Origin of the sequence: Delftia sp. ZNC0008 (assembly GCF_000799035.1) — a bacterium.
Taxonomy (GTDB): domain Bacteria; phylum Pseudomonadota; class Gammaproteobacteria; order Burkholderiales; family Burkholderiaceae_C; genus Comamonas; species Comamonas tsuruhatensis.
In genome coordinates this window covers 53,467-70,131 of sequence record NZ_JTKZ01000068.1, presented here as the reverse complement: position 1 = coordinate 70,131, position 16,665 = coordinate 53,467, and the positions used below count along the sequence as shown (strand labels likewise).

Genomic DNA, 16,665 nt, shown 5'->3' with positions numbered 1-16,665 from the left:
CGGATGGCAAGGCAGTTTTGCATGGAACTCACAACAGCTTGCCAGGCAGTTGCCTCGCTCAACGGGCGATGGCCCCCCATAATGCGTACGCATGCAAACCTTGCGCAACTGCCTGATGCTGCCCCGCCTTGCTTTGGCGTGGTTCATGCTGGCATTGGCGATGGCCGTGGCGTCGCCCATCGTGCATCCGCGCTCCCTGGAAGTGGTTTGCACGGGCAATGGCAGCATGCAGGTCGTCGTGCTGGATGACGAAGGACAGGCGAGTGCCGGCACGCACCACTCGCTCGACTGTCCTTTGTGCCTGGTGGTCACGCCTGCCTTGCTTCACCCTTCGCCGGAGTTTGAACAGCCGCAGCCGTTGGGATTGGCGGTGCAGCCCGTGGAGTCGGCGCGCATTGCCGCGCTGGTGGGGGCACCGCTTCCGCCCAGAGGTCCGCCGGCGCGCGTGTAAGCCTTGTGCGGCGGGCCCCGATGCCTGCCTCACCTTCGCCGCCGGGCCTTGCGGGGCACGGCAGGTCTCACTTGCACGCAAATCGCTCATGACCCGTTCCATTGGCCCCGCGATGCCCGAAGGCATCGTTCACACTTCTTCGTCCACCTTTTTGCAACGTTCTCGCCAGACCCGGGCCGTGGTGTTGCTCCCCATGGCGTTCGCTTGCTCGGCAAGCTGGGGGCAGGCCTCCACAACCCTGGACACCGTCACCGTGCGCTCATCCGGCGACAGCGCCCTGGAGCGCCCGCTGGCCACCGGCAGCCGACTGGATCTCAGCGCACGCGATACGCCCGCCAGTGTCGAAGTGATCACGCGCGAGCAACTGCAGGCCAGGGGAGACACTTCGCTGGTCGATGCAATCACCCGCTCCACGGGTATCACCAGCCTGGGGCATCCGGGCAACAGCGGCAGTTCGCTGTCGGCACGGGGCTTCACCGACACCACGTCGGTCATGCGCTTGTATGACGGCACTCGCCAATATGGCGGTGTGGGCGTGAGTTTTCCCTTCGACACCTGGTCCGTAGACCGCATCGAAGTACTGCGTGGACCGGCTTCCGTGATCTATGGCGATGGCGCCATTGGCGGGGTCATCAATGTGATTCCCAAGAAGCCCACGCGCAGTCCGATACGCAACGAGGTCCAGGCCACGGTAGGCACCGACGGAAAACGCGGCCTGGCCTTTGACAGCGGCGGCGCAATCAATGAGCACTGGTCCTACCGCCTGGATGCCAGTGGCGACCGCGCCGACGGATGGGTTGACCGGGGTGATTCCAGCAACCGCACCCTCTCCGCAGCCTTGCGATGGGATCCGGTGCAGGACTTCAGCGTGCAACTGTCCCACGCGCTGGGCAGGCAAAAGCCCATGCGCTACTTCGGCACGCCGTTGATCAATGGAGTTCAGGATCCGGCGGTACGCGAACGCAACTACAACGTGGCCGACAGCCGCATCCAGTACAAGGACCGCTGGACCGAACTGGCGGCGCAATGGACGCCCTCCAGCAACGTGATCGTGCGCAGCAAGCTCTATCACATAGCCAGCGACCGCTACTGGCGCAACGCCGAGACCTACCTGTACAACGCCTCCACCGGCCTGATCGACCGATCCGGAAACACCGAGATCGCCCATGACCAGACGCAGACCGGCAACACCACGGATGCGACCTTCAGCGGCAGTCTCTTCGGCCGCAAGAACCAGGTGTCCCTGGGCTTCGATGTCAACCACGCGGCATTCCGGCATTCCAACAACACCTATGCGGGCAGCTCCGGTCCGGTGGACCCCTACAACCCCGATCCCGGTCAATACACCAGCTCCATTCCCTTCATTCCCCGCTATCGCAACAAGGCCGAGCAATATGCGCTGTTCGCTGAGGACCGCCTGGAGATGACGGACCGCTGGTCATTGGTGGCAGGTGCGCGGTTTGACCATACAAATCTCTCGCGCCAGGACCTGGTGGCTGGTACGCAGGCCTTCAAGCGCAGCTACTCCAATGCGGGGTGGCGCTTGGGAACGGTCTACCAACTCCACCCCGGCCTGTCACTGTATGCCCAGGCATCCAAGGCGGCGGATCCGGTGAGCGGCCTGCTGATGCTGTCTGCCGCCAACGCCGCTTTCGACGTGTCCACAGGGCGGCAGTTCGAAATCGGCCTCAAGCAATCGTTCTGGGAAGGCAAGGGCGACTGGACGCTGGCGATGTACTCCATCACCAAGAACAATCTGCTCACGCGTGACCCTGCCAACCCCGCGCTGCGCATCCAGGTGGGGCAGCGGTCATCCAAAGGCATGGAGAGCACCCTGTCGATGCAGGTCGCCAAGACGGTCCGGCTGGATGCCAACGTGGCCTTGCTCAAGGCGCGGTACGACGACTTCAGCGAGTCGGTTGGCGGCGTCACCGTGTCCCGCAATGGCAACGTGCCCACCGACGTGCCTGAACGTGTCGCCAATGTCTGGGTGGGCTGGAACCTCGCTTCGAACTGGACACTGTCAGGAGGGCTGCGCCATGTCGGCAAACGCTATGCCGACAACGCCAATACCTTGAAGCTGGGGGCGTACACCACCTTCGATATGGCACTGCAATGGAAGGCCACTGCAGATACCACGCTGACGCTGCGCGGGTTCAACGTTCTGGACAAGCACTATTTCTCCACGGCCTACTACACCACGACGCAGTGGCTGGTGGGCGAGGGGCGGCGTGCGGAGATCACGTTGCATCACCGCTTCTGAAGGCGTAGCTGGCGACGCGAACCCACCTGATACTCCCCATCGCCCAGCCAGCACACCGCGCTGAGCTGAAAAGGTCGGTCTCCTTGAATGCCGCACAGGACTTCAGGAGCCGGCCGGTTGTAACGCTTCGAGCACCATCAACGCATCTCCCGCAGCCACAGCCTTTCCAGCTTGGCAATGCACGGCAGCAATCCTGCCTGCCTGACTGGCTACCACCTGGAACTCCATCTTCATCGCTTCCAACACCAAAAGTGGTTGCCCGGCTTCGACCTCTTGGCCTACTTCGACGAGAAACTTCCAAACATTGCCGGATATGTCGGCAGTGACTGTGTTGGCATCCAAAGGGCCTGCGGCAGATTCAGCCGCGCTTTCGCTCGCATCGGCTTTTACGTCGCTTTCCCAGAGTGCCACCTCGTTCGCGTAGGCCTTGTGCTGTTTCTCCCTGAAGGTGTTGATCTCCTGCGCGTTCTGCGCAAGTTGTCTTTCGTACTCAGCCAGGTCAAACACTGCATCTTCTACGCGTGTCTGTGCCCGCCCCGCGCGGAAGTCCACACGGAACTTGTCCAGCTCAGTCTCGCTGACCGGGTAGAAGCGCACCCGGTCGAAGAAGCGCAGAAGCCAGGGGTCAGCGCCGAACTGGCCATTGCTGAGAAATCTGTTCCAGATCGGCACGGTCCGGCCGACGAGCTGGTAGCCGCCGGGCGAGTCCATGCCGTAGATGCACATGTACACGCCACCGATGCCCACCGTGCCCTCGGCCGTGTAGGTGCGCGCGGGGTTGTACTTGGAGGTCAGCAGCCGGTGACGCGGGTCCAGTGGCACCGCGCAGGGGGCGCCCAGGTACACATCCCCCAGTCCCATGACCATGTAGCTGGCGTCGAACACCGTCTTGCGCACATCTTCGCGACTGCCAAGTCCGTTGATGCGTTGAATGAAGTCCACGTTGTTGGGCAGCCAGGGTGCTTCGGATTTCACCGTTTCACGATAGCGTTGCACTGCGCCCAGGGTGGCCGAGTCCTCGAAGGCCATGGGCAGGTGCACGATGCGGCTGGGCACCTTGATGCCTTCCACGTCTGGAAGCTGTTTTTCCAGCGCGATCAGCTTGCCGATCAGTTCGGACTGCGCGATCACCCGGCTGTCGTAGTGGATCTGCACCGAACGCACGCCCGGCGAGAGTTCCTGCACGCCGTCGACCCTGGCGGCCTTGAGCGCCTCCATCAACAGGTGGATACGCAGCCGCAGACGCAAGTCCAGCACGTTCGGGCCGTATTCCAACAGGATGTACTTGTCGCCAGCCTGGCGATAGGCCACGGCGGGGCGGCTGCCCTCGGCGGGCAATTCGGCCAAGACGCATTGCGAAGCCGTGGCCAGTGCAGTGGACAGGCTCTGAGCGGGTCGCTCGGTCTGCGGGCGCAGCAGGCGAATGGCCTCGTCCTGCGCCTTCTCCAGCGCCAGTGCCTCCTCGAAGCCTATGCGCCGGAAGCGAATCGTGTCGCCCGGCTTCACCTGTCCCACTTTCCACAGTTCCGCTTTGACGATGGTCGCTGCGCAGACGAAGCCACCCAGGCTCGGACCGTCGCAGGTCAGGATCACCGGCGTGTCGCCCGTGAAGTTGATGCTGCCGATGGCGTACACGCAGTCATGCACGTTCGACGGGTGCAGTCCCGCCTCACCGCCGTCGCTGCGTGTCCATTCAGGTTTCGGCCCGATCAGGCGCACACCCAGCCGGTTGGAGTTGTAGTGAACCTGATAGTCGGTGGCGAAGAAGGCCGCCATGCTGTCTTCTGTGAAGAAGTCCGGCGCGCCATGCGGGCCGTAGAGCACAGCGATGTCCCAGTGCTTGCCATAGGCTGGCACCAGTTCATGGGGAGGCGTCGCCGGCACATAGGCGGGGGCTGGCGTGCTGCAGGCGGCCAGGTCGGGCCGGCTGACGGGCAGCACGTCGCCCACGCGCAGCGTTCGTCCTGCGTGGCCGCCGAACTGGCCGAGCACGAAGGTGGATTTGCTGCCCAGGTAGTCGGGCACGTCAATGCCGCGCCGGATGGCCACGTAGCTGCGGCACCCGCTGGTGGCCTTGCCGATGCGAAGCACTTGGTTTGCGCGGACGGCGATGGGCTTCCACCAGGGCAGCGGGTCGCCGTTGTCGAGCGTCGCGAGGGCTGGCGCACCGGTGAGTGCAATCACCGCGTTGCCGTGGAACTTGAGCGTCGGACCCTGGAGCGTGCATTCCAGTCCGGCCGCGCTTTCGTGGTTGCCGACGATGCGGTTGGCCAGGCGGAAGGCATAGTCGTCCATCGGCCCGGACGGCGGCACGCCGATGTCCCAGTAGCCGGTGCGTCCCGGGTAGTCCTGGACCGTGGTGTAGGTGCCAGATTCCAGCACCTCGACCACGGGCGAAACGTATTCGTAGCGGTCCAGCAATCGCGTGGACACGGTGCCGGTGACGAACTCCTGGCTCTGCAAAATGCTGCGCAGGTAGTCCAGGTTGGTGGCGCTGCCGTGCAGGCGCGTCAACTCAAGGGCCATCAGCAGCTTGTGGCGCGCTTCCTCTCGGTCAGCGCCGTAGGCGATGACCTTGGCGATCATCGGGTCGTAGTTCGCCGACACCTCGGTGCCGGTCTGCACCCAGGTGTCCACACGCACGCCTTCGGGAAACTGCACGTCGGTCAGCACACCGGGCGCGGGCTGAAAGCCGCGCACGGGATTCTCGGCATAGACGCGCACTTCCATGGCGGCACCCTTGGGTTCAGGCAGGTCGTCGAAGGATGGCGGCTCACCAGCGGCGATGCGAACCATCCACTCCACCAGGTCCAGCCCCGTCACCTCCTCGGTGATCGGATGCTCGACCTGCAGCCGGGTGTTCACCTCCAGGAAGTAGAAGGCATCGCGCGCGCCGTCGTAGATGAATTCCACCGTGCCGGCCGAGACGTAGCCCACGGCCTCGCCCAGCTTCACGGCAGCGGCCAGCAGCGCCTTGCGCGTGGCTGGCGGCAGGTGCGGTGCCGGGGTTTCCTCGACCACCTTCTGGTTGCGCCGCTGCAGCGAGCAATCGCGCTCTCCCAACGCCACGACGCGGCCTTGGCCGTTGCCGAAAATCTGTACTTCGACATGGCGCGCATCGGCGATGAAGCGCTCGATGAACACACCGCTGTCCTTGAAGAAGTTCTGGCCGAGGCGCTGCACCGAATCGTAGGCCGCGATCAGCTCGGCCTCGTTGTCGCAGCGCGAGAGGCCGATGCCGCCGCCGCCCGCCGTGCTCTTGAGCATCACCGGATAGCCGATGTGCTGTGCAGCTGACTTGGCGTCCTCCAGACTTTGCAGCAGGCCGGTGCCTGGTGTGAGCGGCACGCCCGCCGCCTCGGCGATCTCGCGCGAGGTGTGCTTCAGGCCGAAGCGCCGCACCTGGTCCGGTGTCGGGCCAACGAAGACGATGCCCGCTGCCGCACACTGCTCGGCGAACTCGGTGTTCTCGGACAGGAAGCCATAGCCGGGGATCACCGCCTCGGCCCCCGTTTCTCTGGCGATCTCCAGGATGCGGTCGCCGCGCAGGTAGGTTTCCGCCGGGCTGCTACCGCCATCGCTGTTCAAGGGCACGGCCACGTCGGCCGCTGCCACGTGCAGGCTGTCGCGGTCGGCGTCCGAATAGATGGCCACCGAGCGCACGCCCATCTTCTTGAGGGTGCGGGCGATGCGTACCGCGATTTCTCCACGGTTGGCAATGAGTACGGTCTTGAACATGGGCGGACTCCAGGCAATGCAGCGGCCTGGCCTGTCGCGCAGGCCGCTCGAAAAGTAGATGGTCAAAGGGGAGGGCGGGGTTACTTGCGAGCCATGTAGGCGCGCCAGCCTCCGAGCGACGTAATGTCTTCGGCCCCTTGCGTGGCCCACGCTTCGCAGACGAAGCCCTGCACCGTGCGGCCGTCGATCAGTTCCAGCGTGCCGATGCCCAATGGCGAAGGGATCAATGCCACGAAGGAGCCGTAGCGCTCCACCGGTATCGCCCACAGTTCCACGGCGATGGGTGCGCCATCACCCGTGCGCACCAGGCCGGGCTTGGGAGGCACGGTGCCGGGCAGCGCGTAGAAGCGGTACGCGGCAGAGGTGTGGGTGCTTTCCAGTAGCGTGGCGCCGCGCTCGATGAGCTGGCCGTTGAGCGGCATGCCTGACAAATGGGCACCCACCACAGCGACGACGACCTGTCCGTCCAGATTGGTTGATGCAGGTGCGTCGATGGGCGGCAGGTCCTGCTGCGAGGCGCCACGTTTCCAGGGGGCGGCCGCCTGCCAGCGTCGGCCGAACTCGACCAACCGTGCCTCATGCCAGCCGGGCGCGATCAGAGTGATTCCGGCGGGCAGCCCGTCGGCGCGCATGCCAGCGGGCAGCGCGATGGCGCTCCAGTCGAGCAGGTTGACGAAGTTCGTGTAGATGCCCATGCGCGAGTTCAGCGTGACTGGATCGGCCTGCAACTGCTCAATGGTGTAGATACTGGGTGCCGTGGGCACGAGCAGGCCGTCCAGCCCCTGCATCAGCGCCTCTGCCTTGCGTGCCAGCGCCATCCGGCGGTACTCGGCCTTGTAGGTGTCCACGGCGCTGAAGTTCTTCGCCTTGTCCACAATGCTGCGCACGACGGGGTGCACGACCTCGGGCCTGGTGTTCATGAGGTCCTCGATGGCCGCGTAGCGCTCACCGACCCATGGGCCTTCGTACAGCAGCGCGGCGACCTCGAAAAGCGGGGCGAAGTCGATGGGCCGCAGTTCCACGCCGATGGCTTCCAGCCGGCGCAGCGCATCGCTGTACACGCGCTCGGCATTCGCATCGCCGAACCAGTCGGGCGATGCCGGAATGCCCAGCACCGGCTTGGCAGGCCATGCAGCGGGACGAGCAGGGGCGCTGCGCGAGTACGCATCGGTGGCGTCGAAGCCGCCCATGGTGCGCAGCGCCGCATCGGCATCGCCGACGCTCAGTGCCATCACCGTGATGCAGTCCAGCGTGCGGCAGGCCGGCACGAGACCGGTGTTGCTCACCAGGCCACGTGTCGGTTTCAAGCCCACGAGGTTGTTGTGACCAGCAGGCACGCGGCCGGAGCCGGCCGTGTCGGTGCCCAATGCGAATGGCACCAGGCCGCGCGCCACTACCGAAGCAGAGCCCGAGCTGGAGCCCCCGCTGATGAATTCGGGCTTGAATGCGTTGGGCACGGGGCCATAAGGGGAGCGCGTGCCCACCAGGCCGGTAGCGAACTGGTCGAGGTTGGTTTTTCCGATGGCCACGGCGCCTGCCGCCTCCAACCGGTCGACAACCGTTGCATTGTGGGCTGGCAGGAATGCGAACTCGGGGCAGGCGCAGGTCGTTGCCAGCCCTGCCACGTCGATGTTGTCCTTGACGGCAAACGGTATGCCGTAAAGCGGGAGTTTGGACAAGTCTCCACCAACCGCTTCCCGTTGCTGCCCAAGCTGAACCAGCCGTGTGTGCAGGCCGTCCATGGACAAACGGGAAATCCAGGCGGTATCACCGTCCTTCAGACTGGCTAGCAGAGGCACCAGAAGATCTGAGGGCGCGGCGCCACGTTGGTAGGCAGATTGCCAGTCGGAGATAGTCCAGAACGCTGTATTGGTCATGTTTGATCGGTAGGTAGAGCGATGTGGAGGCCACCAGCTTGATCACAAGCGGAGAGGATTTGCGACGCTTGTCCGCATGGGTGGCTTCCTGTTGCAGCCCAGTATTACGAAATCAAAAAACTTCATACATACGTCAAACAGCGTATGGGCCGGTGACGCTGCGCTGATACGGGATGCATGGCCGAAGGTGTCGCGCTGAGCCCAAACGCAAAAAAGCCCCCTCGGCTGCCATCACGGCGCCGAGGGGGCTTTGTCGTTCTGAAGGCTGATTCTTCCCAAGTTCTTCCCAGGGGACCTGAGAAAAGTCGCGCTTCAGAGGGGAAAGACTGGCCTGCCCGGAGGGACTCGAACCGTTATATTAGGTAAGAGACTGCCAGTTGTTCGGTAGGTGTTGTGACTTTCTATACACAGAGCCATATCAGTAATATGCAATCGGGTGCGTATTATGGTGCGCAATGCTCTGACCTACACGGACGGGGGCACGTATGCTTAGCGCTAGGCTTGTTCGACATGGCGTTGGTGAGTTCGCATAACGCGTAAGCTGGCAGCTGCTTGCGTATCGTTCGCTTGGTAGGTTTCATTCAGCTCGGTCAGCCTGATGTTGCCCCCGTATTCCCGACCCCGCCCTATTCGCAATAAAGCACTTGGTCAGCCCCTGCAGCCTGTTGCCGCCTGAACTCCCGAGGCGAACGCATTTTCAGCGAAGAATGCGGATGCACCTCGTTGAAGTGCTCGAAGGCCGCTGGCAGTTGCGCCAGTACCGTCTGCGCGTCACTCAGGTCCATGCGCGCCACATAGTCGCGCTTGAAGGTGTTGACGAAGCTCTCGGCCATGCCGTTGCTCTGCGGGCTGCAGACGGGCGTGTTGATGGGCTTCAGACCCAGAGCGCGCGCCAGTGCCCTCGTTTCGGCGGCGATGTAGGCTCCGCCGTTGTCACTGAGGAACTCCAACTCCTGGCCCTGCGGGACCGCTTCGACCGAGCCGAAGCGGCGCTCCACGGCCTCGATGAGCATCTCGCGTACCGGCTCACCTGGCAGCCCTTTGCCCTCCCTCGCGCGCCAAGCCATCACCTCACGGTCGCAGCAATCCTTGGTGAAGGTGGCCGTCACGGTTTGACCCGAATCGCACTTGATTTCCAGACCATCGGAGCACCATCGAAGGTCGCTGCGCGAGACCGCAACACGGCCCTCATGCGTGCGTGCGGACTGGCGCCGGCGAGGCGCCTTGGGCAGCAGCAGAGCGGCTTGTGCCATGGCGCGATAGACGCGTTTGGCATTGACCCTCGGGGCGCCCCGTGCCGCACGCTGGCGGTTCACCAAGGCACAGGCCCGTCGGTAGCCATAGCTGGGCAAGTCGGCAATTTGCTGGCGCAGTTCGGCGAGCAGCCCGGCATCGTCGCTGGGTGTGCGATGGCTGCGGCCATCGGCCCAGTCTTCACCGCGCCCAAGCAGGTCGCGCACATGCGAGCGCGCCAGCCCCATCGTCCGGCAGACCGTTTTCACTGGTCGTCCCCGGGCAACAAGGGCGAGCGCGCAATCCAATTTTTTTCTGCGGCGTACTCCACGGCTTCCTTGAGGATTTCGTTCTCCAAGGTTTTCTTGCCGAGCATGCGCTGCAGCTTGGCGATTTTCGCGCGGGCAGCCGCCAGTTCGGATGCGGGCACGACTGCCTCGCCAGCGGAGACGGCGGTCAAAGCCCCCTGGCGTTCGAGCTTGCGCCACTGGAACAGCAGTCCAGCCGAAACGCCTTCCTGCCGAGCGACCAATGACACGCTCATGCCTGGTTCGTAGGTTCGGCGCACCAGCGCCGCCTTCTCTGCGAGAGACCAGCGCCTGCGGCGCTGGTCCTTCACGACTACCTCGATTGACTCCGTATGCCTAGTCATATGCACAGTCCTGTTCCTATCTTCAAAGATAAGCGATAGGACGGGTCCGGGGAATCAGGGGGCTATTTCAAGCCTAGTATTGCGCAATTTCGTGTTCGCTGTAAAAGTCCCCGGCAGAGCGGGGCAGGTGTGCCTGCTTGGCGCTCTGTTCCAGTGGTGTGTCCGTGATGGTTGGGCTTTTGTGTTCGAGTTTCTGGCGGTGCTCCCGTTACCTTAAGACAATATGAGTCGAACCCGGTGCCTGAAAGTACGTCGTCAACTACGACCCAATTTTCGATGTATTCAGGATGCTTATTTGGCCAGTCTTGTATTTCTGTTGCTCGAAGTGATTGGTGAGTTTTTTCGGCGTGCACCAGTCGATGAACGGATTATGAGCGACGAAGTCGAGACCGCCGAGCGAAATTGTTTTGGAGATAGATTACTGGTCGACTAGCCACTGCCATGTTTTCGAGAGTACATACGCCGGTGAAAATTCCCGGTGAATATCGAACAGAAGCAGCTTTGCTTTGGCGTTGAATAGGTTATCCAAAGCGGGTCCTTCGGGTCGTCTTCGGATTGTGGTTTATGTGCCTCTTGAAATAATAAAAATGCGTCGTGGCATGACACGGTTTCGTTCAAGCATATAACTTTGTCAAAATCCAAGAATATTTGCGTATCGATATTTTGGGAAAGTATGTATTTCAAGAGCGGGCTTGGCCATGTCTACGGGATGCTTTCTATCCATGCTTTAATCCTGCTATGCACGTAATCATCTGATATCCCTTCCTCAGCAGGGCAGATGATGAGATTAGTCCATACACCTTTAAAAAATGTTGGCACGTCATCGAGGATGATGAAGTCCGATATTTCGTTGATGGATATAAATTCTCGTATCGCTTCCTCGCGGCCTAGGCCAGGTTGTCCGATGGAACCTTCGTACCAATTTTCTATTGGTTTCAAGAGCTCGTGTAGTTCGGTATCGCTCAGAAATAATCGCCAGGAGCTTGATACGACTACCGATATATCCTCATGCCCGTTGAGCAGATTTGCAAGTAAATAAAGATGCGTAAACGTATCGGGCCATCCGAGGAGTATTTGCTTTGGAGTGAGTGGTGGTTTCGCTCCAGCTATCGCCTTTGGTGAGTGTAAAACTCCGTCGAAATCCAGAAAAATGATTCTCTGCTTTAGTCGAGGATTTGGGGTCATTGAGCTCTCCTCGTTGCGTGCAGTTTCATTTTGCTGATTGCTGAGCTCTGAGAGACGAAAGAGCCCTTAGAGCTGATTCGATATATGTCCCTCCGCTTTCTCTTATGGTCGCGATTTCGCAAAAGCAAGTTCTGTCGATGACGGTGAATTTCGCGTTGTGCTTTTGAGCGTCGATGAGAACGTAGTAAGCCAGGGTGTCGAGAAAAGAACCTGGGACGACCGTAGGGAGGTCCTGGTCGTCTGGGCCGAAGAAGAGAGCGAGTTCGTTGCTTGCACTGTCAAACATCGCGAACCGTCCGGGTCCGCACTCAACGTAGGGCAGCCCGCTGGACTTGACGTACGCAAGTTCTAACGTTGCGAGGGCGCTTGCGGCAGGCGTGGCTGAGCCACCCAGGGAGGTGCAAGATTCCATGAGTAAATAAGTAATTGTTAATACATCAAAATAGTGTACACCTTTTTGGTGTAATCCTAAAACGTGTGCACGCTGGGCGCCCCTTAACTGTTAGACGCCGGACGCCAGCGCATGCCTTTGCACACAACAGAGCACGAGTTCTTACTTGTTTTGCTTCGTGAGCGTCGAGCAAAGTCTGGCATGTCGCAAGTTGAGCTTGCAGAGCGTCTGGGAGTCACGCAGCAGTACGTCAGCAAGGTCGAGGCGGGGCAGCGGCGGCTTGACGTATGCGAGTTTTACCGTTGGTGCGAGGCTCTGGGGGTGAGCAGCCGAGAGGTCTACGAGGAGTTCAGCACTACTTTGGATGGACGTCGCACATTGAGGGATAGCTGGGATACCTGAGAGAGTTTCGCGGGAGGCTTGCGCACTTTTCGTGGCGTCTTTGCAGGAGTCTTGATAGCTAGGGCATGCTTTGTTTGCAGCCTATCTAGCGTCGGGCGTCTCGACCGAGCCCTTGGAGCTTTGTACAGTCGACGAGGTGGCTGAACGCTTCGCCGTCTGGATGTTGGAGACGTCTGAGGGTGAGTTTTTACTTGCTGTCCTGCGCCCTGTCGCTCGCATTCGCTGCTCTGCGCGTGCAGTGAGCGTGAGAGGGTTGACCGTCGCAACCGGAGCCACGGTTTCCAACCAGGTCTCGCGCCCGAGAGCGCGGACGACACTCAGGAGCGTTTTTACGGTTGTACCGGCTCCGCCCTCAAGATTGCGCAAGGCGCGCACACTCACGCCTGAACGAGCGGCAAGCGTCTTCTGGTCCAGGTTCTTATTCAATCGCACCCGCTTGAGCTTCTCGCCCAAGTCGACTTCCATCTCTTCAACGGTTCGAGTTACTAACATCTCTTGCTCCGTAACTGCCCTCTATCTGCCGCCTATCCCGTGAAATTCGAGATAAGTGCCCCTTTAGGGTGCTTTATGGTGCACCATGCCTTGGTCAAGCTGCAAGCTGCACGAACGGTAGCTTAGCGATTCCTCCGCGGACAACCGGTCGCTTGGATGCCGGTAACGCCTGAGCTGGTGGGGATAGCGTCTGCTGACGCTTCGTGACAACGTAACTGGCAACCTGCCTGAGCGTCGGCTAATCGTTCGCTATAGACTCCGCCTCACATTTCTCTCGAATTTGCCAGCGGGGCGACTGCCATGCCATGGCGCCCACCATCATGGACACTCGTTCCCCGGTCAGAGGCATCGCAGCACTGACCTTCGCGCTGACCTTGAGCCAGTTTTTCCGGTCATGTTTGGCCGTCATGGCACCCGAGGTCCAACACGACCTGCAGCTGTCGCAGGCAGGCTTCGGCATGCTGTCGTCGTGCTACTTCGTGTCCTTCGGCATCGCACAGATACCGGTGGGCATTGCGTTCGATAAGTACGGAGTCGGTGCGCCCACGCGGATTCTTCTTGCTCTTGGCATTGCTTCGGCAGGCCTCTTTGCCCTTGCTCCCAACGGGTCGACCGCAATGCTTGCCCAGGTCGGTATGGGCTTGGCATGTGCGCCTATCTTCATGGGGTTGATGCACTACGCTTCAGAGGCACTGCCACCTCACAAATTTGCTGCCTCCGTCAGCCGCGCCAACGCTGCAGGCATGGTCGGTGCCTTATGTGCAACAGCTCCGCTTGGATGGGCAGTTCATGAGTTCGGATGGAGGCCGCCCATCTTCATTGCCGGCGTGTTGATGGCCGTAGCCTGCTACCTCGTCGCAACCCAGGTTAAGGATGCCGGGCACGCCGATGCGCAGGAGGATGGCAGTGCTGCGATGCTTGCTTCGAGCGCACGCCTGCTGTTCGTCCCGGCAATGTGGACCTTAATTCCCATGTGTATTGCCTTGGCCGCAGGGACAACGTTCCGGAATGCGTGGGGAGGGCCGTACCTGGCAGATGTGTTCGGTATGCCTGCCGGAAGTCGCGGAGTTGCTTTGGCGGTGTTGAGCCTTGCGGCTTTGCTCGCGGCGATGGCGTTGCCTTGGTTCGTTCACCGCTTTTCCCTGCGCCAGACCGTGCTCGCCTGGGCTGCAGCTGCTCTGGTTGCAGGTAGCGCCTTGGCACTGATGCCGAGCGTGGGCTTGTTCTTGGATGTGCCCCTAATGGCGGTGCTCGGCACCATCGGGGTTTTGCATCCATTGGTGATGGCCCATGGACGACTGCTGTTGGCTCCTGAGGTGCGCGGCCGTGGTCTGGGAATGCTCAATACGTTCGTTTTCTTGGGCTCAGGCGCCGCTGCTTGGGTGTTCGGACTTGTCGCTGATGCCAGCCTTGCGGCAGGCAGCTCGCCCTCGGCTGTCTACACCAGGATTTTTGGTCTTGCATCGGCCATGGTGCTCGTGGGCATCGTGGCCTATGCAGTCAGTCCGTCCTTGGCTCAGGCGGCCACCTCTCGACTCAAACGGGCCTCCTGAAGTGTTCCGTATGGCTAGCGCAGTCGCCCATGCCTTCCTATAATGGCTCGCATGGGGTGGCAGCCCTGCCGTTCGCACCCGCTACGGGTATGGTGAATCTGTCCTAGCTTTCTTTCTGTCCACTGGTTCCACTCCGGTGCCGACGTAACGCGAACCACGTCTTCGAAGCGCATCGGTTATGGGAAAACCATGGATAACCAATTGCAAGGCGATGATTTGCTGGGCGCTTTGAAGGCGCGTGCTGGAGAGCTGCAGGCGCAGCTTTCTCTGAGCGGGCAGGTGCTTAATAGGGGAGCAGCACTGGAGGCGGCAGCTCGGGAGGAGGGCTTCCGCGACTGGAACGCTGCCTCTGCCGCGGCGCGACTTACCCAGACAACAGTAGTGCCGTCCCGTCTGTTGAGCTCATCGGCAAGTGAGCGTCCGCCGGCGCCCAAGGATGTGTGGGACTTGAACCGGCACTCCACTTGGCACCTTGACATCTGGCGCCTGATGTCCGATTTCATCGGACCGGACGTCAAGAAGGCTTTTCGCAGCAATCCGCCCGAGTACCTTGTGTCCGACGACCTCACTTGGCTCGACGACCTCGTGCTGGAGGTCCGCGGCATCCATGTGGATTCGAAAGCCGAGCTGGCAGAGCGGCTGCTCGACCGGTACCGTGCAATTCGCGCATGCCACGGCACTTCTGCGCCCACGGTCGACTCCTTTTACAAGCAAGGCCTTCGCCCGCTGGATATTCAGGAGTTCCATGACCAGGCTCGCAAAATCTTTCTGAGCGGGGAGTACTCTGAGTTGTCGGAGGACAATCTGGAAAGGGCCATGGAGTACGTCAGCCCGGTCACGCGAGAGGGCCGCGTATATTTCGAAGCCAACGAACGCTTCTTGATAGAGATGTGTGGCCACTACATGCTCTATGGCAGCGAGTACCTGACGGCATTAGCTGCCAACCTTGGGGGCACGCGCGACTATCGCCGCGTCTTGAAGAATCGATTCGACCCCACACTGTTCGTGTGTGATGTGCCCCTGGAGAACCTCCATCCGGGCACGGTGGCGGAGTTCGCGGGTACCGCGCTCGAGTCGATTTTTCAGGAGTTGCTGGATGGACCTACCTACGCACCTGATAAGTGGCGTGGTGCTGGCTTCAGCATACGGGTGCCGCTTGAACCATCGTGCATCGTGGGGCACTGGCACCCGACCATCAAACGTGACCCGCTGCGTTGAGCGAATGGCGCCACATCCTGCATGTGCGTGATGTGGCGCTACGAACCTAGGTTGATTAGGCTTTGCGCTTCTGACTGGCCTCAAACTGCTGCCAAGCCTGCTTCATCGCCTTAATTGCCGCCTCTGTAGCGAAGCGAGAGTTCAGGTAGGAGACGGCTTCATCGGCTGACTGAACATCCACTGGGAATTTTGTGTCTCCGAGGACATCTGTTGCCAGGTCACCCACCGGAGAGTCCTTACCTTTGCGGCGTTCGAGCCAACGGTGGAAGGTGCTCCGCGAGTTCTGAAAAATCACAGCCTCTCGGCGGGCTTCGTCCTCAAGCATGTTGTGAGCATTGGCAGGGCGCATGTGGGCTCTCTCGTTGGAAGGGAGATGCCATCGCGTCAAGGCCTCGAGTGCGCGCCCGAGTGTTTCCCTACGGTTATGTTTTTCGAGGAAGTGCTCCGGTGCCACGAACTCGTCGCAGCTGCGGCAGTAGAAGCGAGTCAGGTCCGCGTCGTGCTGGTCACCATGGAGGTACTGGCGGCTCCTGCTTCCAACCACGACAGCGGTTGGCTCTGGGATTGGGAGCATAAGGCGTGCTGTTGGCGCTGAAGTCACGGGCTTGGCCGTGGCCGCGGCTTTGCTGTGCTTGTGCATCAACGACCAATTTGCATAGCCGTGCTTATTGGCCAAGCGGTCTTGAGCTTCGTACAGAGGGATGGACTCTTTGCGTTCAAGCCTTCTTGCTGCCCGCCGCAGCTGTTCAAGACGAGCAAGAGTGAGAGGGGTAGCCATGGTTTTCTCCAAGGTCACCGTGGAAAGACGCGCCCACACATCAAGCCGTAGTGACCGCAGGTCAAAACCAAGACTCAAAGAAGAAATTCGCTGTCGCGAACGACTACGCCAGTGTGGGCGGGCGAGCCTGCGGAATGCTCTTCGTGTGAGTGTATCCCTTGCTGGACCATCGCAGCAGGTGGCTCAGCGACAGGGCCCGTCTGTGATGAAACGTGCACCGAAGCTCCTGCAGCGGTCCGCGGTCGATGAAGAGTTCATTGAACTGCCGGCAGCCCTGAGGGCGAAGAACTCATTCACGACTACAACGCATCCTCGCGCACGCCGGCGTTGACCTCGGCTGACTTGTTCGACTTCTTCATAGCTTCATCTTCTCAAGGGTGGAATCCTCCCCAAAACCCGGAGCGGTTCAGTGGGGTCTTGGGTGACTTAGTG

Annotated in this window: 11 protein-coding genes; 5 read left to right on the top strand and 6 right to left on the bottom strand. The window is 61.0% G+C overall.

From position 1 onward, the window contains the following. Positions 1 to 91 precede the first annotated feature (91 nt). Together L995_RS02385 and L995_RS02380 are read left to right on the top strand one after the other, a co-directional pair. Positions 92 to 451 (top strand): DUF2946 family protein, encoded by a 360-nt coding sequence (locus tag L995_RS02385; protein ID WP_016452463.1) that lies wholly within the window; start codon positions 92 to 94, stop codon positions 449 to 451. 88 nt (positions 452 to 539) lie between these two features. Then, positions 540 to 2,714: a TonB-dependent receptor gene (locus tag L995_RS02380; protein ID WP_047468749.1), complete on the top strand. Its 2,175-nt coding sequence runs from the start codon at positions 540 to 542 to the stop codon at positions 2,712 to 2,714. A 102-nt stretch (positions 2,715 to 2,816) separates the two neighbouring features. Here the strand turns inward: L995_RS02380 and uca are convergent, their stop codons facing one another. The 4 genes from uca to L995_RS32735 all read right to left on the bottom strand — a co-directional run bounded on the left by uca (position 2,817) and on the right by L995_RS32735 (position 11,399). Beyond that, positions 2,817 to 6,452, bottom strand: a complete 3,636-nt coding sequence (gene uca / locus L995_RS02375; protein ID WP_047468863.1) for an urea carboxylase — start codon at positions 6,450 to 6,452, stop codon at positions 2,817 to 2,819. Between the two features lie 80 nt (positions 6,453 to 6,532). Further along, positions 6,533 to 8,329 carry an allophanate hydrolase gene (atzF, locus tag L995_RS02370; protein WP_047468746.1) on the bottom strand — a complete coding sequence of 599 codons (1,797 nt, stop codon included), beginning with the start codon at positions 8,327 to 8,329 and terminating at the stop codon, positions 6,533 to 6,535. A gap of 626 nt (positions 8,330 to 8,955) precedes the next feature. Next, positions 8,956 to 10,214 (bottom strand): IS3 family transposase gene (locus tag L995_RS02365; protein ID WP_231574336.1). Its coding sequence is split into 2 segments (ribosomal slippage): positions 8,956 to 9,884 and positions 9,884 to 10,214, totalling 1,260 coding nucleotides; the frame shifts between segments, so codons are not numbered across the junction. A 702-nt stretch (positions 10,215 to 10,916) separates the two neighbouring features. Then, on the bottom strand, positions 10,917 to 11,399 hold the full coding sequence (locus L995_RS32735) for an HAD domain-containing protein (RefSeq protein ID WP_156135973.1): 483 nt from the start codon (positions 11,397 to 11,399) through the stop codon (positions 10,917 to 10,919). A gap of 523 nt (positions 11,400 to 11,922) precedes the next feature. On the opposite strand from L995_RS32735, the gene L995_RS02355 reads away from it, so the two are divergent. Continuing rightward, positions 11,923 to 12,192, top strand: a complete 270-nt coding sequence (locus tag L995_RS02355) for a helix-turn-helix domain-containing protein (protein WP_082001468.1) — start codon at positions 11,923 to 11,925, stop codon at positions 12,190 to 12,192. Positions 12,193 to 12,273: 81 nt separating this feature from the next. On the opposite strand, the gene L995_RS31655 is transcribed toward L995_RS02355, so the two are convergent. Continuing rightward, positions 12,274 to 12,657 carry a helix-turn-helix transcriptional regulator gene (locus L995_RS31655; protein WP_082001467.1) on the bottom strand — a complete coding sequence of 128 codons (384 nt, stop codon included), beginning with the start codon at positions 12,655 to 12,657 and terminating at the stop codon, positions 12,274 to 12,276. A 347-nt stretch (positions 12,658 to 13,004) separates the two neighbouring features. On the opposite strand from L995_RS31655, the gene L995_RS02350 reads away from it, so the two are divergent. Together L995_RS02350 and L995_RS02345 are read left to right on the top strand one after the other, a co-directional pair. Then, a complete protein-coding gene (locus L995_RS02350; RefSeq protein ID WP_231574334.1) occupies positions 13,005 to 14,237 on the top strand; it encodes an MFS transporter in 1,233 nt (410 codons plus the stop codon). Between the two features lie 189 nt (positions 14,238 to 14,426). Beyond that, positions 14,427 to 15,455, top strand: coding sequence for a glyoxalase superfamily protein (locus L995_RS02345; protein ID WP_047468734.1), 1,029 nt, complete (start codon positions 14,427 to 14,429; stop codon positions 15,453 to 15,455). A 55-nt stretch (positions 15,456 to 15,510) separates the two neighbouring features. On the opposite strand, the gene L995_RS33650 is transcribed toward L995_RS02345, so the two are convergent. Continuing rightward, positions 15,511 to 15,804, bottom strand: a complete 294-nt coding sequence (locus L995_RS33650) for a YozE family protein (RefSeq protein WP_197065097.1) — start codon at positions 15,802 to 15,804, stop codon at positions 15,511 to 15,513. Between the last annotated feature and the right edge of the window lie 861 nt (positions 15,805 to 16,665).

Bases quoted from the DNA above. Each gene is read 5' to 3' on its own strand.
- L995_RS02385 (WP_016452463.1), top strand. From the start codon at position 92: ATGCAAACCTTGCGCAACTGCCTGATGCTGCCCCGCCTTGCTTTGGCG.
- L995_RS02380 (WP_047468749.1), top strand. From the start codon at position 540: ATGACCCGTTCCATTGGCCCCGCGATGCCCGAAGGCATCGTTCACACT.
- uca (WP_047468863.1), bottom strand. From the start codon at position 6,452: ATGTTCAAGACCGTACTCATTGCCAACCGTGGAGAAATCGCGGTACGC.
- atzF (WP_047468746.1), bottom strand. From the start codon at position 8,329: ATGACCAATACAGCGTTCTGGACTATCTCCGACTGGCAATCTGCCTAC.
- L995_RS32735 (WP_156135973.1), bottom strand. From the start codon at position 11,399: ATGACCCCAAATCCTCGACTAAAGCAGAGAATCATTTTTCTGGATTTC.
- L995_RS02355 (WP_082001468.1), top strand. From the start codon at position 11,923: ATGCCTTTGCACACAACAGAGCACGAGTTCTTACTTGTTTTGCTTCGT.
- L995_RS31655 (WP_082001467.1), bottom strand. From the start codon at position 12,657: ATGGAAGTCGACTTGGGCGAGAAGCTCAAGCGGGTGCGATTGAATAAG.
- L995_RS02350 (WP_231574334.1), top strand. From the start codon at position 13,005: ATGGACACTCGTTCCCCGGTCAGAGGCATCGCAGCACTGACCTTCGCG.
- L995_RS02345 (WP_047468734.1), top strand. From the start codon at position 14,427: ATGGATAACCAATTGCAAGGCGATGATTTGCTGGGCGCTTTGAAGGCG.
- L995_RS33650 (WP_197065097.1), bottom strand. From the start codon at position 15,804: ATGCGCCCTGCCAATGCTCACAACATGCTTGAGGACGAAGCCCGCCGA.